The sequence below is a fragment of the Mesorhizobium sp. WSM4312 genome (genome assembly GCF_002294875.1).
GTDB lineage: Bacteria > Pseudomonadota > Alphaproteobacteria > Rhizobiales > Rhizobiaceae > Mesorhizobium.
In genome coordinates this window covers 1-18,431 of sequence record NZ_NSFU01000023.1, presented here as the reverse complement: position 1 = coordinate 18,431, position 18,431 = coordinate 1, and the positions used below count along the sequence as shown (strand labels likewise).

The 18,431-nt window shown below is 64.0% G+C and carries 20 protein-coding genes; 9 read left to right on the top strand and 11 right to left on the bottom strand.

What is annotated here, in order from left to right; all coding sequences use genetic code 11:
• Positions 1 to 20: 20 nt before the first annotated feature.
• Positions 21 to 311, top strand: coding sequence for a hypothetical protein (locus tag CK228_RS29605; RefSeq protein ID WP_095790113.1), 291 nt, complete (start codon positions 21 to 23; stop codon positions 309 to 311).
• A gap of 38 nt (positions 312 to 349) precedes the next feature.
• Here CK228_RS29605 and CK228_RS29600 read toward each other — a convergent pair whose 3' ends face one another.
• Together CK228_RS29600 and CK228_RS29595 are read right to left on the bottom strand one after the other, a co-directional pair.
• The gene (locus CK228_RS29600; RefSeq protein WP_095790112.1) at positions 350 to 1,759 is read right to left on the bottom strand and encodes an ATP-binding protein; all 1,410 of its coding nucleotides are present in this window, start codon (positions 1,757 to 1,759) and stop codon (positions 350 to 352) included.
• Positions 1,756 to 2,472 (bottom strand): response regulator transcription factor, encoded by a 717-nt coding sequence (locus CK228_RS29595; protein WP_095773711.1) that lies wholly within the window; start codon positions 2,470 to 2,472, stop codon positions 1,756 to 1,758. Before CK228_RS29595 ends, CK228_RS29600 begins: the two co-directional genes overlap by 4 nt.
• A gap of 344 nt (positions 2,473 to 2,816) precedes the next feature.
• On the opposite strand from CK228_RS29595, the gene CK228_RS29590 reads away from it, so the two are divergent.
• The 4 genes from CK228_RS29590 to clpS all read left to right on the top strand — a co-directional run bounded on the left by CK228_RS29590 (position 2,817) and on the right by clpS (position 4,379).
• A complete protein-coding gene (locus CK228_RS29590; protein WP_095773502.1) occupies positions 2,817 to 3,116 on the top strand; it encodes a hypothetical protein in 300 nt (99 codons plus the stop codon).
• A 37-nt stretch (positions 3,117 to 3,153) separates the two neighbouring features.
• On the top strand, positions 3,154 to 3,459 hold the full coding sequence (locus tag CK228_RS29585) for a hypothetical protein (protein ID WP_095773503.1): 306 nt from the start codon (positions 3,154 to 3,156) through the stop codon (positions 3,457 to 3,459).
• A gap of 160 nt (positions 3,460 to 3,619) precedes the next feature.
• Complete coding sequence (locus tag CK228_RS29580; protein ID WP_095790111.1) at positions 3,620 to 3,934, top strand: hypothetical protein; 315 nt, start codon at positions 3,620 to 3,622, stop codon at positions 3,932 to 3,934.
• 139 nt (positions 3,935 to 4,073) lie between these two features.
• Positions 4,074 to 4,379 carry an ATP-dependent Clp protease adapter ClpS gene (clpS, locus tag CK228_RS29575; RefSeq protein ID WP_010911143.1) on the top strand — a complete coding sequence of 102 codons (306 nt, stop codon included), beginning with the start codon at positions 4,074 to 4,076 and terminating at the stop codon, positions 4,377 to 4,379.
• A gap of 219 nt (positions 4,380 to 4,598) precedes the next feature.
• On the opposite strand, the gene CK228_RS29570 is transcribed toward clpS, so the two are convergent.
• From CK228_RS29570 to CK228_RS29555, 4 genes are read right to left on the bottom strand one after another with little or no spacing between them, the layout of a single operon-like run.
• Positions 4,599 to 6,677, bottom strand: coding sequence for a hypothetical protein (locus tag CK228_RS29570; protein WP_095790110.1), 2,079 nt, complete (start codon positions 6,675 to 6,677; stop codon positions 4,599 to 4,601).
• 3 nt (positions 6,678 to 6,680) lie between these two features.
• Positions 6,681 to 9,500, bottom strand: coding sequence for a DUF4159 domain-containing protein (locus tag CK228_RS29565; RefSeq protein WP_095790109.1), 2,820 nt, complete (start codon positions 9,498 to 9,500; stop codon positions 6,681 to 6,683).
• A complete protein-coding gene (locus CK228_RS29560) occupies positions 9,497 to 10,435 on the bottom strand; it encodes a DUF58 domain-containing protein (protein ID WP_095773507.1) in 939 nt (312 codons plus the stop codon). The genes CK228_RS29565 and CK228_RS29560 overlap by 4 nt, the downstream gene beginning before the upstream one ends.
• Positions 10,435 to 11,439, bottom strand: a complete 1,005-nt coding sequence (locus CK228_RS29555; protein ID WP_095773508.1) for a MoxR family ATPase — start codon at positions 11,437 to 11,439, stop codon at positions 10,435 to 10,437. The genes CK228_RS29560 and CK228_RS29555 overlap by 1 nt, the downstream gene beginning before the upstream one ends.
• A 141-nt stretch (positions 11,440 to 11,580) precedes the next feature.
• On the opposite strand from CK228_RS29555, the gene CK228_RS29550 reads away from it, so the two are divergent.
• Genes CK228_RS29550 through CK228_RS29540 form a run of 3 tightly spaced genes read left to right on the top strand, consistent with a single transcriptional unit; the run spans position 11,581 to position 14,101 of the window.
• On the top strand, positions 11,581 to 12,210 hold the full coding sequence (locus CK228_RS29550) for a DUF1285 domain-containing protein (RefSeq protein ID WP_095790108.1): 630 nt from the start codon (positions 11,581 to 11,583) through the stop codon (positions 12,208 to 12,210).
• Positions 12,210 to 12,842: a CoA pyrophosphatase gene (locus tag CK228_RS29545; protein ID WP_095773510.1), complete on the top strand. Its 633-nt coding sequence runs from the start codon at positions 12,210 to 12,212 to the stop codon at positions 12,840 to 12,842. Before CK228_RS29550 ends, CK228_RS29545 begins: the two co-directional genes overlap by 1 nt.
• Positions 12,839 to 14,101: a CCA tRNA nucleotidyltransferase gene (locus CK228_RS29540; protein WP_095790107.1), complete on the top strand. Its 1,263-nt coding sequence runs from the start codon at positions 12,839 to 12,841 to the stop codon at positions 14,099 to 14,101. The genes CK228_RS29545 and CK228_RS29540 overlap by 4 nt, the downstream gene beginning before the upstream one ends.
• A gap of 79 nt (positions 14,102 to 14,180) precedes the next feature.
• Here the strand turns inward: CK228_RS29540 and CK228_RS29535 are convergent, their stop codons facing one another.
• From CK228_RS29535 to hemF, 4 genes are all read right to left on the bottom strand, one after another.
• On the bottom strand, positions 14,181 to 15,161 hold the full coding sequence (locus tag CK228_RS29535) for a S8 family serine peptidase (RefSeq protein WP_095790106.1): 981 nt from the start codon (positions 15,159 to 15,161) through the stop codon (positions 14,181 to 14,183).
• A gap of 84 nt (positions 15,162 to 15,245) precedes the next feature.
• On the bottom strand, positions 15,246 to 15,824 hold the full coding sequence (locus tag CK228_RS29530) for a hypothetical protein (RefSeq protein ID WP_095773513.1): 579 nt from the start codon (positions 15,822 to 15,824) through the stop codon (positions 15,246 to 15,248).
• Between the two features lie 252 nt (positions 15,825 to 16,076).
• On the bottom strand, positions 16,077 to 16,262 hold the full coding sequence (locus tag CK228_RS29525) for a DUF1059 domain-containing protein (RefSeq protein WP_027047304.1): 186 nt from the start codon (positions 16,260 to 16,262) through the stop codon (positions 16,077 to 16,079).
• Between the two features lie 193 nt (positions 16,263 to 16,455).
• Positions 16,456 to 17,370 (bottom strand): oxygen-dependent coproporphyrinogen oxidase, encoded by a 915-nt coding sequence (gene hemF, locus CK228_RS29520; protein ID WP_095790105.1) that lies wholly within the window; start codon positions 17,368 to 17,370, stop codon positions 16,456 to 16,458.
• Positions 17,371 to 17,521: 151 nt separating this feature from the next.
• Between hemF and CK228_RS29515 the strand changes: the two genes are divergently transcribed.
• A complete protein-coding gene (locus CK228_RS29515; protein ID WP_095790147.1) occupies positions 17,522 to 17,779 on the top strand; it encodes a hypothetical protein in 258 nt (85 codons plus the stop codon).
• Positions 17,780 to 17,781: 2 nt separating this feature from the next.
• Here CK228_RS29515 and CK228_RS29510 read toward each other — a convergent pair.
• Positions 17,782 to 18,431: hypothetical protein (locus CK228_RS29510; RefSeq protein WP_210202906.1), on the bottom strand; the 650-nt coding region annotated here is incomplete at its 5' end.

The window sequence follows — 18,431 nt, the reverse complement described above, 5'->3', positions numbered from 1 at the left end:
AACTATCAGGAAAAGGCGCTTTGGAGCGGATTTTGGGTTGGCTGTCTAAACCGCGGACCGCGCAAACTGCGCTCGGGGTACTGCTCGTGATTGCGATGCGATCGATCCTGGAGTTTTTCAGGATCGGCGGTGCGAGCGGCACGCAACTGAGTGCAAATCAGCTCTTTTATATCGAAGGGACGCTCGCAGCCATCATTGCCGCATTCGCAGTCCTTGTCCTGCATGCATTCGGGCGGCATGGTTGGGCGACCCTCTTCAGCGGCGCAGCGATAGTTGCCCTGCTGGCATGGAAGATCGCCGTCATCCGTTGAAAAACGGCAAAACGGGAACACATCCGAGGCGACCTGCGTCAGGCCGCCAATGGCAGGCGCAGCTCCGTTACCAGCCCACCGTCCGGATGGTTGGACAGGCGGATCTCGCCGCCGGCGGCGCGCGCGATGTTGCGGGCGATGGTTAGGCCCAGCCCAAGGCCGCCGGTCTGGCGGTTGCGGGACTGTTCGAGGCGCACGAAGGAGCCGAAGACGGCATCGATCTGTGCCTGCGGTATGCCAGGCCCTTCGTCGCGGATGGTGAGCGTGATCGTGCCGTCCGAGCGGTGCAGGCTGAGATGCGCCTTCTTGCCGTAAGTGACGGCGTTCTGCACCAGATTGGTGACGCAGCGTTTGAGTGCCACCGGCCGCGCGATGCAGATCAGGCCGCGAGAACGGGTGTCGTCATTGTCGAACGAGACTTCCGGATAGGGGTCGGCGATCGATTCCACGAGCGACCAGAAGTCGATGCGCTCGGTCTTTTCCTCGTTCACCTCGAAAGTGGCGAAGTCGATCACTGAACTGGCGATGCTCTCGACATCGGCGAGATCATGCGCCAGCGCCTCGCGAACCGCCGATTTGCGCAACAGTTCGAGCCGCAGCCGCATGCGTGTCATCGGCGTGCGCAAATCATGCGCGAGTGCCGCGGCGAGATGTTCGCGGTCCTCGACATATTCGCGCAGCCTCTTCTGCATGGCGTTGATCGCCCTGGCGGCGGCCCGCACCTCTCGGCTGCCCGACTCGGCGATCGGCGGGCTTTTCAGGTCCTTGCCGATCCGGTTCACGGCGGTTTCCATCATCCGGTAGGGCGCGGTCAGCCGGCGCAGCGACCAGATCGACATGATCACCACCAGGCCGGCGATCAGCGAATAGAGCGGCAGGCTGTCGAAGCTCAGGATCGGGCCGACGGGCGTGATCGGCTCGGTGAAGTTCAGCCACTGGCCGTCGGCGAAGCGCAAGGAGGCCGTCAGCTTGTCGCTCTGGGCGAAATCGGCGGCGAGCACCAGAAGGTCGCGCTCGACCTGGCCGATATCGGGGCCGGATGCGGTGCCGCTGGCGTCGTCGGCCTCACGCGTTGCCGGATCGCGCCGCACGCGCGCATCGGTGATGCCGAACTTCGACAGCCGGCCGACGAGAATGTCCTCGAGTTCGGCCAGTTCGTCGTCGCCGGCGATAGAGGAGGTGACGGCGGGCGTGTCGGAGACGGTAAGGGCGTAAGTCGAGTTGAACAGGCCCGCCGCGGTTGCCTTGCGCTCCTCGGGCGTGGCGCCGCTCATCAGCTGCACCAAGGAGAACGCGCGGTCGTTGAGCCGGTAGAGGTCGACCACGTCATTGGCGGCGGCGCGGTCGCGCGACACGATATAGAGGGTCGCGACCTGGCTGATCAGCAGGCCGGCAATGACGATCAGCAGCACCCAGACAGGCAAGGTCTGCGGCAGGAAACGTCTCATTCGGAGGTCGTCTCGGGCAGGAACTGGTAGCCGCCGCTGCGCACCGTCAGGATCAGTTTCGGCGTTTTCGGGTCATCTTCCATCTTGCGCCGCAGCCGGCTGACCAGGATGTCGATGCTGCGGTCGAAGGAATAGTCGCTGTCGCCGCCGGAGAGCTCGATGAGCTGGTCGCGGGTCAGCACGCGCTGGGCGCTCTTGACGAAGGTCTGCAGCAGGTTGAATTCGGCCATGGTCAGCTCGACCCTGACATCGTCGGGCGCGGTCAGCCGGCGCCGCGAACAGTCCATCGTCCAGCCGGCGAAACGGTAGATCTGCTTGGTAGTGGCGCGTTTCGGTTCGGAAGTACCATTGCGCCGCAGCACGGCACGGATACGCGCCAGGAGTTCGCGCGGGTCGAAGGGCTTGGGCACATAGTCGTCGGCACCCATCTCCAGGCCGACGACGCGGTCGGTGGTCTCGGTGACGGCGGTCAGCATGATGATCGGTGTCGTATACTGGGCGCGCAGGTCACGGCATAGTTCCAGCCCGCTCTTGCCGGGCAACATCACGTCGAGCACAATGAGGTCCACCTGCGCGCGGCGCAGGACGGCCTCCATCTCGGTACCGTCGGCGGCAACTGAAGTGTGCAGGCCCCGCTTCTGGAAGAATTCCTGAAGCAGGTCGCGGATGCCCTTGTCGTCGTCGACGATCAATATGTGTGCGTCGGATTTCACGAGGTGCCCTGTCTCGATTGCCGGCCAAGTCATTCCTGGCAGGTGAGCCACACGATAGAATTCGGGCCATATGTTGGCCAGTGCCTTGCTTTTCAAGGGAGAACGAATTCAGCCTTCTCCACATGGAAAGCGATGGCCGTGCTGAAGCTCTCTGTTTCCATGCGTGCGGTTCCCAAAATCGGGACCGATTTGGACGATACGCATGAGGCGGGCGGGACAGACACAATCCAGAAACAAAATTCTACAATTGGGAAAAACTCCTGAAAAGGTAGGGCGGCATAACGGTGCCGTGGCGGTCAGATTACCGGCTGCGACGCAAAATCTCCGGGTTCACGGAAAAACCAATGCCAAGCTTGTCGATCAGTTTGTTGGGTGCGTTGCTGGGCCTTGGCCTGGTCACCGCCGCTGCTGGACAATCGGACGCAAAGGCGCCGCTCACCCGGAGCGAACGGTGCGCCAATCTCAGCCACCAATTTGATGAAGCCCTCGAAACCCATGCCACGGCAACGCAGGTCACCGCGGCAAAGGCACTTCAGAGAAAGGGCAACCGGTATTGTGCTGCCAAGAAACAGGCACAGGGCATCCGGATGCTCGCCAACGCTTTGAAGCTGCTTGGAGTGACACCGAACGACCCGGTCCAGTGACGCTCAAAATCGACCCGCATAAAAAGGAAATGAAGCCATGAAAAAGTCCCTCCTGTCGGCCCTCGGTCTCTCCGTTGCTCTTGCCTTCTCGATGCCGGCTCTTGGCAACGCTGCCGCCACCACGACCGCTGCCCCGGCTGCCGCCACCACGACCACAGCTCCGGCCGCTGCCGCGACGACCACCGCACCGGCCAAGGCTGCTCCGAAGAAGGTTGCCAAGAAGGGCGCCTGCAAGGTGACCAAGAAGCACAAGTGCCCGGTCAAGAAGGCCCCTGCCAAGGCGGCCCCCGCGAAGGCAGCCCCCGCCATGGCGGCCCCGAAGGCTGCTGCCAAGAAGCCCTGATCAGTTTCGAGGTCAGTTCTAGCAAGGCCGCCCCGCCGCAACCGGCTGGGGCGGCCTTGCGCCGAATGCATGGTCGATGAGCTGAACACCGGCGGCTTGCAGCCGCGCATCTCGATCGTGCTTAACCCGTTTGCAACGCCGGTCGTGTAGGACAATCCGCATGAAGAAGCGGCTTTCGTCCATTTTGCGTTCGATGGTGATCGGCGGCCTGGTTGCCACCGGTGTCGCCAGGGGGCTGATTCTGCTCACCGCCAGCCCCGTGCCCGATCCTGCCAGTAGCCGCACCGAGCCCTCGCTGTTCGCGCCGATAATTTCCAGCAACTGGGACTACATCACGCCTGTCCAGGCGTGGCTGCTGATCGTGCTGCTTGCCGTGACGCTGGTCTGCGTTGTCGGATGGCTGATCGCGGCCTGGGTGGAGCGCCGGGCGGATGCCGGCGCGAACCGCCGTATCTTCGGCCGCCAGGGCCGTTGAACGGCGCCCGACAATTTCCCACATGATTGCCAATGACCGGGCCGGCCCGCCGGCCGCCCGCATGCCACTCAAAATGGACGATCGCTGCCGCCCGTGGCAAAATACCGGGTAAAGCCCGATCGCGAAACTGTCGGTTCCGATGCCAGAAATCACCACAAAACCGCGAACCAAGGTCAAGCCGCAGACCGAGCGGCCGAAGCTCTACAAGGTCATCCTCATCAATGACGATTTCACGCCGCGCGAATTCGTGGTGACGGTGCTGAAGGGCGAGTTCAAGCTCAGCGAGGATCAGGCGCACCGCATCATGATCACCGCGCACCGGCGCGGCGTCTGCGTGGTCGCGGTCTTCACCAAGGATGTCGCCGAGACCAAGGCGACGCGAGCCACCGACGCCGGCAAGGCCAAGGGCTACCCGCTGCTGTTCACGACCGAGCCGGAGGAGTGAGTGATCGGTTCGCCACAGGCGAATTCATCGTGCCAGTGGCACGATGAAAGGTCACGAACGCTGGGGAGTTGCCGCAGGCAACGGGGCCTCGGCAGGTGCCGTTTGACATAAAGCGCGGACAGCTTTGGCGCCAACGCCTGATTAGCATCAATGCTTCAGAGGTCAGCGCCGCCCCTCATCCGCCCTTCGGGCACCCGTGAAACCGGGGAAAAGGGAAGCTTACCGTCCCTCGCGATACCACATCGATCCCATCGCCAGGAGCAGCAGGCCGAGGCCGAGGAAGCCGCCGAACAGCGGCACGCGCGAGACGGCCTTCAAGACGCTGTCGTCGGTGGTGCGCAGGCCGATCCAGTCGCTGCCGGAGGCATCGCCGGCCGAGCGAACCGGCACGATGGACGGCAGGGTCACGTCGCTGCCAAGGGCCGTCGATGACGCCAGCCGGCGCACGCTGCCGCCGGTGGCTTCCGCCGGTGCCTTCAGCCGGTTTTCGGTGGAGATGACATCGGCGAATTCCGGCGCATTGACCGGCCCGACATGGGCGAGCGCGGTGAGATCGCCATTGGCGACCTGGAAGAGGCCGATCTCATTGGTCTGGACGCTGCCGAGGAAGACGCCGGGCTCGGATTTATCGAGCTTGACGGTCACCGTCTTACCTGAAGGCGTGATGATCTGAGCGGAGCCTGGATCGTCGGCCATGGTCTGGCGGCGAATCTCCAGCACCATGCCGCGTCCCTCGGCGGTCAGCCGCTCTTCCTCGAGCTCGGGTTCCTTCATCAGCCAGTGGGCGATGCGCCTATAGAGCTGGACGTGCGGACCGCCGCCCTCGAAGCCCCGCGCCCACAGCCAGCCCTGGTCGGACAAAAGCATGCCGACACGGCCTTCGCCCTTGCGATCGAGCAGCAGCAGGGGCCGGTTGTCGGCGCCCTTCATCACCACCTCGCCTTGCGGGTTCTGCACGCCAATGGTGCGGAACCAGCGGCTCCAGTGCGGCGGCTCGGTGGCCGAACCGTCGAGGCCGCGCGTCACCGGATGACGCTGGCCGAGGTCGGTGAGGCGCGGATAGAAGGCCTTTTCGAGCACTTCGCCGGTCGGCATGGCGGGCAAAGCCGACATCAGCGGCGTGCGTGCGATCGAAGACTCGCCGGCATATTCGGGGCCGGCGGCGATCAGCAGCGCGCCGCCCTTTTCGACATATTCGGAGATGTAGTCGTAATAGAGGATCGGCAGCACGTCGCGGTGCTGGTAGCGGTCGAAGATGATGAGGTCGAAATCCTTGATCTTCTCGACGAACAGTTCGCGCGTCGGGAAGGCGATCAGCGACAATTCGTTGATCGGCGTGCCGTCTTGCTTCTCGGGCGGCCGCAGAATGGTGAAATGGACGAGATCGACCGAGGCGTCCGATTTCAACAGATTGCGCCAGGTGCGCTCGCCCGCATGCGGTTCGCCCGAAACGAGCAGCACGCGCAAATTCTCGCGGATGCCGTCGACCAGAGCGATGGCGCGGTTGTTGGTGTCGGTCAGTTCGCCGGGTTCGCGGTCGATGGCGAGTTCGATGATGTTGCGACCGGCGCCCGGAATGGTCACCTGCAGCGGCATGGCCTGGCCGACGGTGGCATGCTCGACCGCGACCTGCTCGCCATTGACCGAGACGCGCACATCGACCGGGCCGGCTTCGTTTTCCGTCGAGATGACGCGGTAGGTCATGTCGAGCGGCTTGCCGACGATGCCGAAACGCGGCGCGTTCTCGAAGCGGATGCGGCGATCCTTTTCGTGGTCGTTGCCGGTGATCAAGGCGTGCAGCGGGGCGTTGAAGTCGGGCGCGCCCGGGGGCGCGTCGTGCACCTCGCCATCGGTGATCATGATGGCGCCGCCGATGCGCGACGGCGGCACGTCGCGCAAGGCGCCTTCCAGCGCGCCGAACAGCCGTGTTTCGGTACGCTCCTCGGCGGCATCGGACTTGCCGGCCTCGACGACGCGGACGTCGAACTGCTTGAAGCGGCCTAGACGCTGCTGCAGTCCGGCGAGCGCTTCATCGGTCTGCCTGGTGCGGTCGCCGATGTCCTGGCTCTGGCTGCGGTCGACAATCAGCGCGACGACGCTTTTCAGCGGCTCGCGCTCCTCGTTGAGGAACACCGGGTTGAACAGGGCGGCGGCCAGCGCCAGCAGGGCGATGAAGCGCAGGACACCGCCGCGCTGGCGAAACCACAGGCCGACAAGCGCCAGCAGCGCCAGCGGTACCAGCACGAGGGCCAGCAATGGCCAGGAGATCAGCGGTTCGAAGGAGATCGACCAGTTCATTGGTTACTGCCCCAGCCGTTCAAGCAGAATGGGGACATGCACCTGGTCGGATTTGTAGTTGCCGGTCAGCATATACATCATGATGTTGACGCCGGCGCGCAGCGCATAGATGCGCTGCATCGGGTCGGCCGGCACCGTCGGCAGCAGCGGGTCGCCGTTCTCGTCGACGGCCCAGGCGCCGGCGAAATCATTGGCGGTGATCATGATCGGCGAGACACCATCGCCGGTGCGCACCGGCCGGTTGTCGGCGTTGCTGGCGTCGAGCGATGCCTCGACCCAGAGCGGGCTGCCGGCGAAGCGGCCAGGGAACTCCGGCAGGATGAAGAAGGACTTGGTCAGCACGTGGTCCGACGGCACCGGCTCCAGCGGCGGCACGTTGAGGTTGCCGAGGATGTCGCGCAGCCGCTCTGTCGCCGGGCTGGTCGAATCGGCGCCGATGCCGTTGGCGAACTGGTCGCGCGTGTCGAACAGTACCGTGCCGCCCTGTTGCATATAGGCGTCGATACAGGCGATCGCGGCCTGGCTCGGCATGGGGGCGGCCGGATCGATCGGCCAGTAGATCAGCGGATAGAAGGACAGTTCGTCCTTCGCAATGTCGACGCCGGCCGGCTCGCCGGGTTCCAGCGCGGTCTTCTCGATCAGGAAGCGGGTCAGGCCCTCGAGCCCGGCACGGCTGATCGAATCGTCGCCCGGCACGCCGGTCAGCACATAGGCGATGCGGGTTTTCGAAATCGCCGTGATGGCCGCCTCGTCGCCCGGCTTGGCGTCGTCGGCGCGGGCGAAATCGGCATGGCCGAACAATGCGCCAAGTGCGATCAGGATCGCAGCGGTGGTGGCCACAGCGCCGGCACGGCGCCGCCGGCGCGCGAACAGCCCGCCCATCCAGAACACCGCCAGCGTGTCGAGCAGCATCAGCAACAGGGCGGCGGTGACCAGCGAACCTTTCAGATTGCGGGATTCATCGAAGGCGTACTGGATTGATGTGACCGGAACCGTGAGTTGCGGGCGCGCCAGCGGCACGAAGGTGCTTGCGGCATCGAGCAAATTGTGGGCGAAGACGCCGGTTTCCGAGCCGTAGAGGCCGGGCGGGTTCTCCAAGGTCACCCGCGCGCCGGCGCTCGGCACCAGCGGCCGTGCATCCGGCGTCGGCGGCACCAGCGAGCCGTCGGCCGCGATCATGCGGTAGGGTGCCAGCGATGTGGCGGCGGCTTCGGCATTGGCGATCGCCGCGCCCTGGTTGCGCGACAGCTGCACGATGCGACGCAGCATCTCGACGAAGCTGCCCGAGATCGGCAGGTTCGACCATGTCGCCTCGGGCGTAACGTGGAACAGCACCAGCGTGCCCTTGCCTTTCTTCAGCCCGGTGACCAGCGGCGTGCCGTCGGCAAGAGCGGCCCAGGTGCGCTCGACGATATCGGGTGTCGGTTCGGCCAGCACCTGCCTGCTCACTGTGACTTCCGTAGGCGGCGCCAGATCGGCGAAAGGACCGGCCTTGGGAAATTCGGTGACCGGCTGCGGCGAGGTCCAGGACAGTGCGCCGCCCAGCGAACGCTCGCCGGTGCGCAGGCGGACCGGCAGCAGATCGTCGTCATTGCCTGCAGCGGCCAGCCGCGAGCCGGCGAAACGCACCAGCGTGCCGCCATTGTCGACCCAGTCGACCAATCGCTGCCGGACCTGCGCCGGAATGGTGCCGATGTCGGCCATGATGATCATCGCCGGCTTCTGGTCGAGGATCTGCGGGATGGCGTCGGCGAGATCGGCGCTGGAGGGTTCGACCAGATCGGCGAAGGGCTGCAGCGCGCGCCTGATGTAATAGAGCGGTGACAGAAGCGGCTGCGCCTGGTCGGCCTCGGCCTGCGATAACAGCCCGACGCGGCGGCGCTTGGAGCTTTCGTCGAGCACGCGCACTGCACCCGCCTGGCGCTCGCCGTCGAGGGCGATCGAAGCGAAGTCGTTGCGCAGCTCGAACGGCACCGCCATGGTGCCGGTGGCGGTGGCTTCGCCGGGCGCGAAGGTCAGCGTCGCATCGGCGATGCGGCGGCCCTTGTCGTCGAAGGCGCCGGCGGTGACCTGCGCCGGTGCCGGGTCACCCGGCGCGCGGATGGCGGTGAGCGCAAAACCGTCGACCTGGTTGTCGGCGGCGGTGAGGCCGGTCAGCGAAAGCCGATCGGCCGTTGCCCAAACCACGCGTGCCGCATTCTTCGACAACAGCGTGTTGAAGGCGGCCTCGTCGCCCTTGGCCGCGAGGCCGTCGGCCAGCACGGCGACGCTGGCGCCGGGCAAGGTCTCCAGCACGCCGGCGACGCGGGCATAGACGGCGGGCCGATCGGTCGGGATCGGCCGCGGCTTGGCGGCGCGCAGCCGGTCGAGCGCGGCGGCGGCATCGAAGGGGCCGATCTCCGCATTGGCCTTTTCGGCGGTAAACGCGATGATGACCGGCACGCCGTTCGAGCCGGCATCCTTGATCAGCCGCTCGGCGGTGGCGACGCGCTTGTTCCAGTCGGCGGCACTCGCCCAGTCATTGTCGATGACCAGAGCAAGGGCCGCGCCCTCGGCCGGCAGCTTTTCGCGCGGGTTGAAGACCGGTTCGGCCAGGGCCGCGACGATGAGGCCCGCCATCAGCAGCCTGAGCAGCGTCAGCCACCAAGGGCTTTGATGCGGCGTTTCCTCGCGCTTCAAGACGCGTGCCAGGATCTTCAGCGGCGGGAAAATCTCGGCCTGCGGCTTGGGCGGCGTCAGCCTGAGCAGCCACCAGATCACCGGGAGCGCCAGCAGACCCCACAGCACCATGGGCGCGCCAAAGGAGAGCGGCAGCCAGCTCATGCGACCGCCTTTCCAGGCTGACCGGTACGACCGCTACCGGCATAGCCGCCATCGGCTGTCATCGCCATGTGCAGGCGCACCAGCGCGTCGGACGCCAGCCGATCGGTGTGGTTGACGGTAAAGCTCCAGCCGAGCCGCTTGCACCAGCCGGCCAGCTCCTGGCGGCGGGCGGTGTAGAGCAGGCGGTATTCGTCGCCGAGCATCTCGGCGCGTCCGGCGGTCAGCTTTTCGCCGGTCTCGGGATCGGTGAATTCGGTGCGGCCGGCATAGGGAAAGGTTTCCTCGGCCGGGTCGGCAACCTCGATCAGATGGGCGCGCACGCCGTGGCGGGCGAGCACGTCGAGCCATTCCATCGTCTCCTCGACCGGGTCGAGGAAATCGCTGGCGATGACGATGTCGCAGAAGCGCCTGATGTCGGTGAGGTCAGGCTTGGCTGGCAAGTCGCCGGCATGCATCAGCTGGGCGGCGATGCGCTCGGCGCCGTTGCGGGCGGTGAATGGATCGGTCAGGCCCGGCCAGGCGATGCGTTCGCCGCTGCGCGACAACAGTTCGGCCATGGCCAGCGCCAGCACCAGCGCGCGCGACTGCTTGGAGACGCTGGCGCCGGTCGATTTGTAGAGCATGGACGGCGAAGGGTCGGCCCACAGCCATACCGTATGGGCGGCTTCCCATTCGCGGTCGCGCACATAGGTGTGGTCGTCGCGGGCCGAGCGACGCCAGTCGATACGCGAGGAATCGCCCTCGACATAGGGCCGGAACTGCCAGAAATTCTCACCGATGCCGCGCTTGCGGCGGCCATGCCAGCCGGCGATCACGGTGTTGACGATGCGGCGCGCCTCGACCAGCAGGTCGGGCACCAGCGAAGCCCGCAACCGGCCACGGGCGAGCGCGTCGCGCGTTGCTGCCGGGGCCTGGACCTCGCCGATGCGCGCCATCAAATCCCTTTCACAAGCTTCGCCACCACGTCGCGCACGCTGGTGCCTTCTGCGCGGGCGGCGAAAGTCAGCGCCATGCGGTGCTGCAACACCGGCTCGGCCAGCGCCCGCACATCGTCGACCGAGGGCGCCAGGCGCCCGTCATAGAGCGCCCGCGCCCTCGTGCACAGCATCAGCGCCTGGCTGGCGCGCGGGCCGGGGCCCCAGGCGACATGCTTGTCGGTATCGGCATTGCCCTGGCCTGGACGGGCCGAGCGCACCAGAGTGAGGATCGCCTCGACGACGCTTTCGGGCACCGGCATGCGGCGGATCAGCGTCTGGATTTCCTTCAATCGAGCCGGCTGCAGCACATTCTGCGCCTTGGCATCCTCGATGCCGGTGGTTTCCAGGAGGATGCGGCGCTCGGCCTCGATTTCGGGATAGAGGATGTCGACCTGCATCAGGAAGCGGTCAAGCTGGGCTTCTGGCAGCGGATAGGTGCCTTCCTGCTCCAGCGGGTTCTGGGTCGCCAGCACATGGAACGGTGCGGGCAGGTCATAGCGGGCGCCGGCGATGGTGACATGGTATTCCTGCATGGCCTGCAGCAGCGCCGACTGGGTACGCGGCGAGGCGCGGTTGATCTCATCGGCCATCAGCAACTGGGCGAAGATCGGGCCGGAGATGAAGCGGAAGGAGCGCTTGCCGGTCTCGTCCTGTTCCATCACCTCGGAGCCGAGGATGTCGGACGGCATCAGGTCGGGCGTGAACTGGATGCGGCGCGAATCGAGGCCGAGCACGATTCCCAGCGTTTCGACCAGCTTGGTCTTGGCAAGGCCGGGAACACCGACCAGCAGCGCATGGCCACCGGCCAGCAGCGCCACGAGCGTGCGCTCGACGACATTCTCCTGGCCGAAGATCACCCGGCCGACCCCGTCGCGGATCCTGGAAATGTCTGCCAGTGCCTTTTCGGCCTCGGCGATCATGTCCGTTTCGCTGATCGGGCTTTCCTTGACCATCACGCTCATTCGGCTCGATCCCTTCGCTTGGAAATACCGGCCCGCACCATATCATAGGTTGCCGCGATTCGGCCTCGCGTGGCGCCTATGGCCGAACTTAAATCACAGACTTAGGCTGACAAGCGGAACAACAGTGACTATTTCGTGACGATGACGGAACACGACGAACATCGCCAACAAAGCCTTACGCAGGCAACCGAGGCGCGCGGCCTGGAGGCGCTGATCTCGCGCGCGGCGCATGCCGGCAAGGGCGCTGCGCCCGTCGAGCGCTGGAATCCCGACTTTTGCGGCGATCTCGACATGGAGATCAAGGCCGACGGCACCTGGTTCTATCTCGGCACGCCGATCGGTCGCATGCCGCTGGTGCAGCTCTTCTCCTCGGTGCTGCGCAAGGACGCGGATGGCAGGACCTATCTGGTGACGCCTGTGGAAAAGGTCGGCATCCGCGTCGCCGATGCGCCGTTCATCGCCGTCGAAATGGATGTTTCGGGCAGTGGCGACGAACAGATCATCACCTTCCGCACCAATGTCGGCGACGTGGTCGAGGCCGGACCGGAACGGCCGCTGCGTTTCGTCGACGAGAACGAGACCGGGGGCCTGAAGCCCTATGTGCTGGTGCGCGGCAGGCTGGAAGCGCTGGTGGGGCGGCCCGTCATGTACGAGCTGGTCGGACATGGCGAGGAGATCGAGATCGGCGGCAAGGCGATGTTTGCCGTGCGCTCGAAGGGCGCGGTGTTTGCGATCATGCCGGCGGACCAGTTGAAGCGGCTGAGCGCATGATGGATCGCCTGTCACTGATGCCGTTTTCGTCGGCGGATTTTCGCGCGCGCTTCGCCGCGCAGCCAGAGGCGCATGCCGGCGACGACTATGGCGACCATCGCTTCAATCCGGGTCATCCGCGCCTCAACCAGGGCAAGGTGCTGCGCAATGCAGCGGTGCTGATCCCGGTGGTCGATCACGAAGACGAGGCGACGGTTTTGCTGACCAAACGGGCCGAAAAGCTGCGCAACCATTCGGGGCAGGTGGCCTTTCCCGGCGGCACCATCGATGCGACCGATGCCAGCCCGGAGGCGGCGGCGCTGCGCGAAACCTTCGAGGAGATCGGCCTTGACCAGGACCGCATCGAGATCATCGGCCGCATGCCCGACTATGTCGCCGGCAGCGGCTACCGCATCGCTCCCGTACTGGGCATCGTGCGGGCCGGCTTCCAGCTGGCCCTGAATGCCGACGAAGTCGATGCAGCCTTCGAAGTGCCGCTGCGCTTCCTGATGGACCCGGTGAATCACAAGCGGGACAGCCGCATGTGGAACGATCTCGAATGGTTCTTCTACGACATGCCCTATGGCGACCGCCGCATCTGGGGCGTCACCGCCGGGATCATCCGCACGCTCTATGAAAGGCTCTATGCGTGAGTGTTTCGATCGCGGGCAGGGCCGACTGGCTCGCCGACAAGCATTTGCAGCGCCTGCTTGCCGCCCTGGCTGAAGGCGGCGAAGAGGCGCGTGTCGCCGGCGGCGCCGTGCGCAACACGCTGATGGGCCAGCCGGTCGCCGATGTCGACATCGCCACCACCTGTTTGCCGCAGGAAATCATCCGCCGCGCCGAGACGGAGGGTTTCAAGCCGGTGCCGACCGGCATCGAGCACGGCACCATCACGGTGGTCGCCGGCGGCAAACCCTATGAAATCACCACTTTGCGCGCCGATGTCGAGACCGACGGCCGCCGCGCCAAAGTGTCGTTCGGGCGCGACTGGAAGCTGGATGCGGAGCGGCGCGACTTCACCATCAACGCCCTCTACGCCGACGCGGATGGCTCCATCGTCGACCTGGTCGGCGGCATCGCCGATATCGAGGCGCGGCGGCTGCGCTTCATCGGTGATGCGGAAGCACGGATTCGTGAGGATTATCTGCGCATCCTGCGCTTCTTCCGCTTCTTCGCCTGGTATGGCGAAGGCCGGCCGGATGCCGAGGGGCTGAAGGCCTGCGCCCGGCTGAAGGAAGGCCTGGCCCATCTTTCGGCGGAGCGCGTCTGGTCCGAGTTGAAGAAACTGCTTTCGGCGCCTGATCCGTCGCGGGCGCTGCTGTGGATGCGGCAGGCCGGCGTCTTGACCGCCGCGCTGCCGGAAAGCGAGAAATGGGGCATCGACGCCATCCACGGGCTGACCAAGGCCGAGAAGGATCTGGGCTGGGCGGCCGATCCGATGCTGCGGCTGGAGGCGATCGTGCCGCCGGATGCCGCGCGCATGAAGACGCTGGCCGAGCGGCTGAGGTTTTCGACCGCGGAATTGGACCGTTTGCGCTACTGGGCGCTCTCGACGGCGGTCGAGCCGAAGACGACCGAGGGCGAACTGGCGAAAAGGCTCTATCGCGGCGACCGGCAAGGGGTTGTCGACCGCCTGCGGCTATCGCTTGCCGGAGCCCGGGTGCGCGCCGTCGAGAACAATGACGCGCTGCTCGAAGCCGGCGGCTTTTCGCGCCTGCTGGCCTTCGCGCTCAAATGGGAAAAACCGGTGTTTCCGCTGAAAGGCGCCGATCTGACGGCGCTCGGCGCCACGCCAGGGCCGAAGCTGGGCGAAATCCTCAAGAACCTCGAAACGGAATGGATCGAGGCGGGATTTGCCGCCGATCGCGGCACGCTGCTGGACCGCGCCGCGAAGGCGCTTGAAACTTAGACTGGAGCTTGCCCGGACGACCGTGCCGATCAAAAGGCATAGCCGAGGCGACGATTTGACCGGGCGAAAGGTCGCTCTCCTACCTGATCGCCGTGGGAGCCAGGGCGCGCGAAAGGCTTGCCTCGCCCTTGCCGTAGACCGAGGCCCTGTAGTTGACCAGCGTGTCGGTACGAGCCGTGTTGAGCAGATCGTTGGTGATCTGGGTCGCCGTGGCCGTGGTGAACTTGCTGCCGATGATCGCCGCATATCCTGAAATGATCGGCGCGGCGAAGGAGGTGCCATAAAGGCCTGTCTTGCTTCCATCGACACCAACCACGAGGAAGTGGCTTTGCACCAGCGCATTGGAGCCGGCGGTATTCGAATACCAGGCAAGCTGGGCCTTGCTGGACGTCGTGCCGTTGGTGGACAGCGCGCCGACGAAGATCGCGGATGGTTTTCCGATCAGGGCAAGGTCGAGATAGTCCTGCTGGCCGTTCGTGACCCCGCCCACGGCGACCGAATCGTTGCCCGCGGCCTTCGAAACGACAGCCGTCCCCCTGGTGGCGTAGGAGATGATGGAGGCTTCCTCCGGGGCCCAGCCGATCTGGTTCGAGCTGTAGCCCGCCCTGGCGTACATGCCGTAGCTCAGATTGAGCACGTTCAGGCCGGGCGCAAGGCCGACGGCCGAACCGGTTGAGAAGTCCTTCGACCTGATGGTCGCCAAGGGCGCGATCATGCCGGCTTCCTCACGCGTCCATTCACCGTGGCGCTGGGTTTGAACCCCAACACCGAAATTGCCGGAGAACCGCGATGTACTGGAGAAATCGTCGACGATCGTAATCGTGACGCCCTTGCCCTTGTATCCGGCGGCCCACGCCGCGCCAATTTCGGGGCTCATCCACCGCTGCACTGCTTGCGTGCCCGCGACCGGGATCGTTGCGCTCACGCATGTGGACAGGCCGCCGCCGTGGCACAGCGCGGCCATCTCGTCCGCATTGACGGCCTCCTGTGCCGATGCCATCGGCGCCGACAGGATGGCGAGAGCCGTGGCGATGCCGAATTTGAAGCAACTCCCTGACATGCTGTTACTCCGTTCAAACAAGAACCAAGACGGGTGATCGCGAGTTTCGGGGCGAGATGATTTTCATTTGCATCCTCCCGGCGATCAGAAAGTTACACGGTAATTCAGCCAGATGTGCTGGCTCTCCGGTTTAGCGTTAACCAGATATTTCAAGGTTTCCTCAGGCGCCATCCGGCTGGCCGCGAGCCGGCAATTGACGCTGTAGGTGCCAAAATCGCCGTAATCGGCTTCGCAGGACTTTTCGGTAAGCTTGCCGCCGATGGTCGTAGTGAGCGAAAGGGAAAGAGTGCTGTTCGGGTTCGGATGCATCTGGGTGAGGAACCCAAGCTTGAGGCTTGGCTCGATCCGATACTTCACGCCCTCTTCTCCGGTCCCAAAGCCCCAAAGGATGCCGGTATCCTCCGTGATCTGGGTGAGCAGGTCCACATGCATGTCGACCCAGTTTGCCCGGTACCATTGGTTGAACGAGACAAAGGTCCCGTTCTGCAGTTCGTAGCCGCCATTGCCAAGGCTCCTCGCGCGGTCGCTGAGCGGCGAGCCCTGATGTATGTCGACCAACGATGTCGTCATGTCCTGGGCGGCTGCCGGCGACGCCCCGATGAGCGCGCACAGCAGGAGCGCCATCGTGCGGAACCTCACTCGACTGCCGGACTTTTCGCGCATGCGCGAAACACCTCGCCCACCTGATTCCGGATCAGCGCCTGGTGGCGACGGGCTCCTCTGGCAGCCCACTGTGGCCGGGTTATCCTCGGGACGGTGGCACGGGTTCGGTTACCGCGTGGTTTATTTTAGCTGATGCAAATGTGATTTTTTGACCCCGTAGGGTCCGGCTCCGAGGCGCCCGCGGCGGCGCCCCGATCTCGAAGCGCCAACGCGGCTGGTTGCTAACGCTGGCGAAAGCAGGCCGGCCAAAGCCTAGGCGGCGTCGCGGACTTTTTCAATGCGCGAGCGGATCGCCTCGATCATGGTTTCGCGGATGGTCGTCTCGCCATGCGTCTCGCGCATATGCTCGACGGCACGGCGCATCACTTCGGCTTCCTCGTCGGCACGGGTGTGCCACTCACAGCCGGGAACAAGCGAGCCGCAGTGGAATTGCTTCATCGGATTTCTCCTTTTCCTCCAGGGAGCCTGTCGAGGCTCCGCGACTTTTTTAGCCCACGGTCCATTCCCGGACGTGGGCGGGGCGAGAGCTATAACACGGGAGGAGCGGTCTGGTTGCATCAAAGCATCGTGCACCGCCCGCCCTGTCTCCTCGACTTGACGCGATTCCAGAATGGAATTGCTCCGGCTGATCCTACGGCCAGCGCACCTCCGGCGGCAGGCTCGACAGGATCGAGGCGACATTGCCGCCGGTCTTCAGGCCGAAGATGGTGCCGCGATCGTGAAGCAGGTTGAACTCGACATAGCGGCCGCGGCGGATGAGCTGTTCGTCGCGGTCGCCGTCCGTCCAGTTCTCGTTGAAATTGGCGCGCACGAGGTGGCCGTAGACGACGAGGAAGGAGCGTCCGACGTCCTGGACGAAGTTGAAGTCGGCGTTCCAACCGCCTCTGTCCTCGCCAGAATGCAGCCAGTCGAAGAAAATGCCGCCAACGCCGCGCGGCTCGTTGCGGTGGGGCAGGAAGAAATACTCGTCGCACCGGGCCTTGAATTTCGGGTGGTCGGCGACGGCGGCGTTCTTTTCGCAGGCGAACTGCATGGCGCGGTGGAAGGCGACAGTGTCGGGGTCGTCCTGGGTACGGCGGCGGTCGAGCACCGGCGTCAGATCGGCGCCGCCGCCGAACCATTGCCTCGAGGTGACGACCATGCGCGTGTTCATGTGCACGGCCGGAACGTTGGGATTCCAGGGGTGCGCGATCAGCGAGATGCCGGAGGCCCAGAAGCGCGGGTCTTCCTCGGCGCCGGGCATTTGCTTCCTGAATTCGGGCGAGAACTCGCCGTAGACGGTCGAGGTGTGGACGCCGACCTTCTCGAAGACGCGGCCATGCATCATCGACATGGTGCCGCCGCCACCCTTGCCCTGGTCACGCTCCCACGGCGTCTTTTCGAAACGGCCCGGCGACCATGAGGCGAGGGGGCCCTGGAGATCCTGCTCGATCTGCTCGAAAGCGCCGCAAATGCGTTCGCGCAGCGCCTCGAACCACAGGCGCGCCTTCATCTTCTTCTCTTCAATGTCGGCGGGCAGGCCAGCGGGTATTTCAGGTCGTTCCAAAGTGCCGTCTCCGGTTGCGGGGTGGCCCGCCCCTACAAATGACTCGTCTTTTGCCGGCGCGATCCCTAATCTCTTAGGGGACAGGGTCAAGTCACTTTGCTTTTGCGCATGATCCTTTCGGGGGCATGTGCCAGGTGCAGGGAGTTGTTTGGTGCGCACCCCGGCAAGACCGCCGCTGGATGGCCTGAGGAAGAGGCTCGATCAGAGCCGGACCGAGCGCGCACGCATGCCGCGCGACGGCTTTCTGCGCGAGACCTTCGTCCTGCCGCGCTCCGATGCGCGGCTCAAGGCCAAGGAATGGTTCGAGCGCTTTCCCAAGCAAGCCTACTGGACGGAGATCGAAAGCTGGTTCGAGCGGCCGGGGGATTTGATCGAGTTCACCATCAGGCGGCTGCCGGCGGCGGATTAAAGTTACAAACGTCGATTTGAACTTTGTGATTCCAGCAAATAGTCGTATTTTTCCTTCATGTCTGCTCTTCCGAGAAAGCCGTAAATTCTAGAGAGAGTCTCGTATAGAACGGGTTCTCCGCCATATAGATCGATTTCTCTTTCAATAAATTCTCTAGATAAATCAATTTTATCCAATTTTTGCTTGTTGATTATAATATTACCTCCATGTGTGCCTAGTACTTCCTCAAAGTACAATATTCCGGCATAACCTATGTATTCTTTTCCAGGATACATGTAGTATGTTCTCAGAAGCTCATTGGCGCCCGCATCAAACGAGCTATCAGAATAGTTATCTAAAATTATTTCAGAGTCAATTTTATTAGCCATCGCCGGGAAGAAAGTTTTATCGTATTTTAGAGATTCGGTAAACCACAGTAAAGCTTTTTTCAACAGCTTGCGGCTGGCCTCTTTGTCTTGCGACTTTGTGCTATCGGCTGCATAAGTGATTCCAATTAGATTTGCATACCACTTCAAGTCCCTATTTTCGGACATATTTACCAAAGCTCTTTGCCGCACAAAATCTGTATCGAATTTTGATGTATTATATAATGTATAATACTCATCTGAGGCAGATACTACTCCTTTACATATCCTGTCTCTTATACACATCT

Bases quoted from the DNA above. Each gene is read 5' to 3' on its own strand.
- CK228_RS29600 (WP_095790112.1), bottom strand. From the start codon at position 1,759: ATGAGACGTTTCCTGCCGCAGACCTTGCCTGTCTGGGTGCTGCTGATC.
- CK228_RS29590 (WP_095773502.1), top strand. From the start codon at position 2,817: ATGCCAAGCTTGTCGATCAGTTTGTTGGGTGCGTTGCTGGGCCTTGGC.
- CK228_RS29585 (WP_095773503.1), top strand. From the start codon at position 3,154: ATGAAAAAGTCCCTCCTGTCGGCCCTCGGTCTCTCCGTTGCTCTTGCC.
- CK228_RS29580 (WP_095790111.1), top strand. From the start codon at position 3,620: ATGAAGAAGCGGCTTTCGTCCATTTTGCGTTCGATGGTGATCGGCGGC.
- clpS (WP_010911143.1), top strand. From the start codon at position 4,074: ATGCCAGAAATCACCACAAAACCGCGAACCAAGGTCAAGCCGCAGACC.
- CK228_RS29570 (WP_095790110.1), bottom strand. From the start codon at position 6,677: ATGAACTGGTCGATCTCCTTCGAACCGCTGATCTCCTGGCCATTGCTG.
- CK228_RS29565 (WP_095790109.1), bottom strand. From the start codon at position 9,500: ATGAGCTGGCTGCCGCTCTCCTTTGGCGCGCCCATGGTGCTGTGGGGT.
- CK228_RS29560 (WP_095773507.1), bottom strand. From the start codon at position 10,435: ATGGCGCGCATCGGCGAGGTCCAGGCCCCGGCAGCAACGCGCGACGCG.
- CK228_RS29555 (WP_095773508.1), bottom strand. From the start codon at position 11,439: ATGAGCGTGATGGTCAAGGAAAGCCCGATCAGCGAAACGGACATGATC.
- CK228_RS29550 (WP_095790108.1), top strand. From the start codon at position 11,581: ATGACGGAACACGACGAACATCGCCAACAAAGCCTTACGCAGGCAACC.
- CK228_RS29545 (WP_095773510.1), top strand. From the start codon at position 12,210: ATGGATCGCCTGTCACTGATGCCGTTTTCGTCGGCGGATTTTCGCGCG.
- CK228_RS29535 (WP_095790106.1), bottom strand. From the start codon at position 15,161: ATGTCAGGGAGTTGCTTCAAATTCGGCATCGCCACGGCTCTCGCCATC.
- CK228_RS29530 (WP_095773513.1), bottom strand. From the start codon at position 15,824: ATGCGCGAAAAGTCCGGCAGTCGAGTGAGGTTCCGCACGATGGCGCTC.
- CK228_RS29525 (WP_027047304.1), bottom strand. From the start codon at position 16,262: ATGAAGCAATTCCACTGCGGCTCGCTTGTTCCCGGCTGTGAGTGGCAC.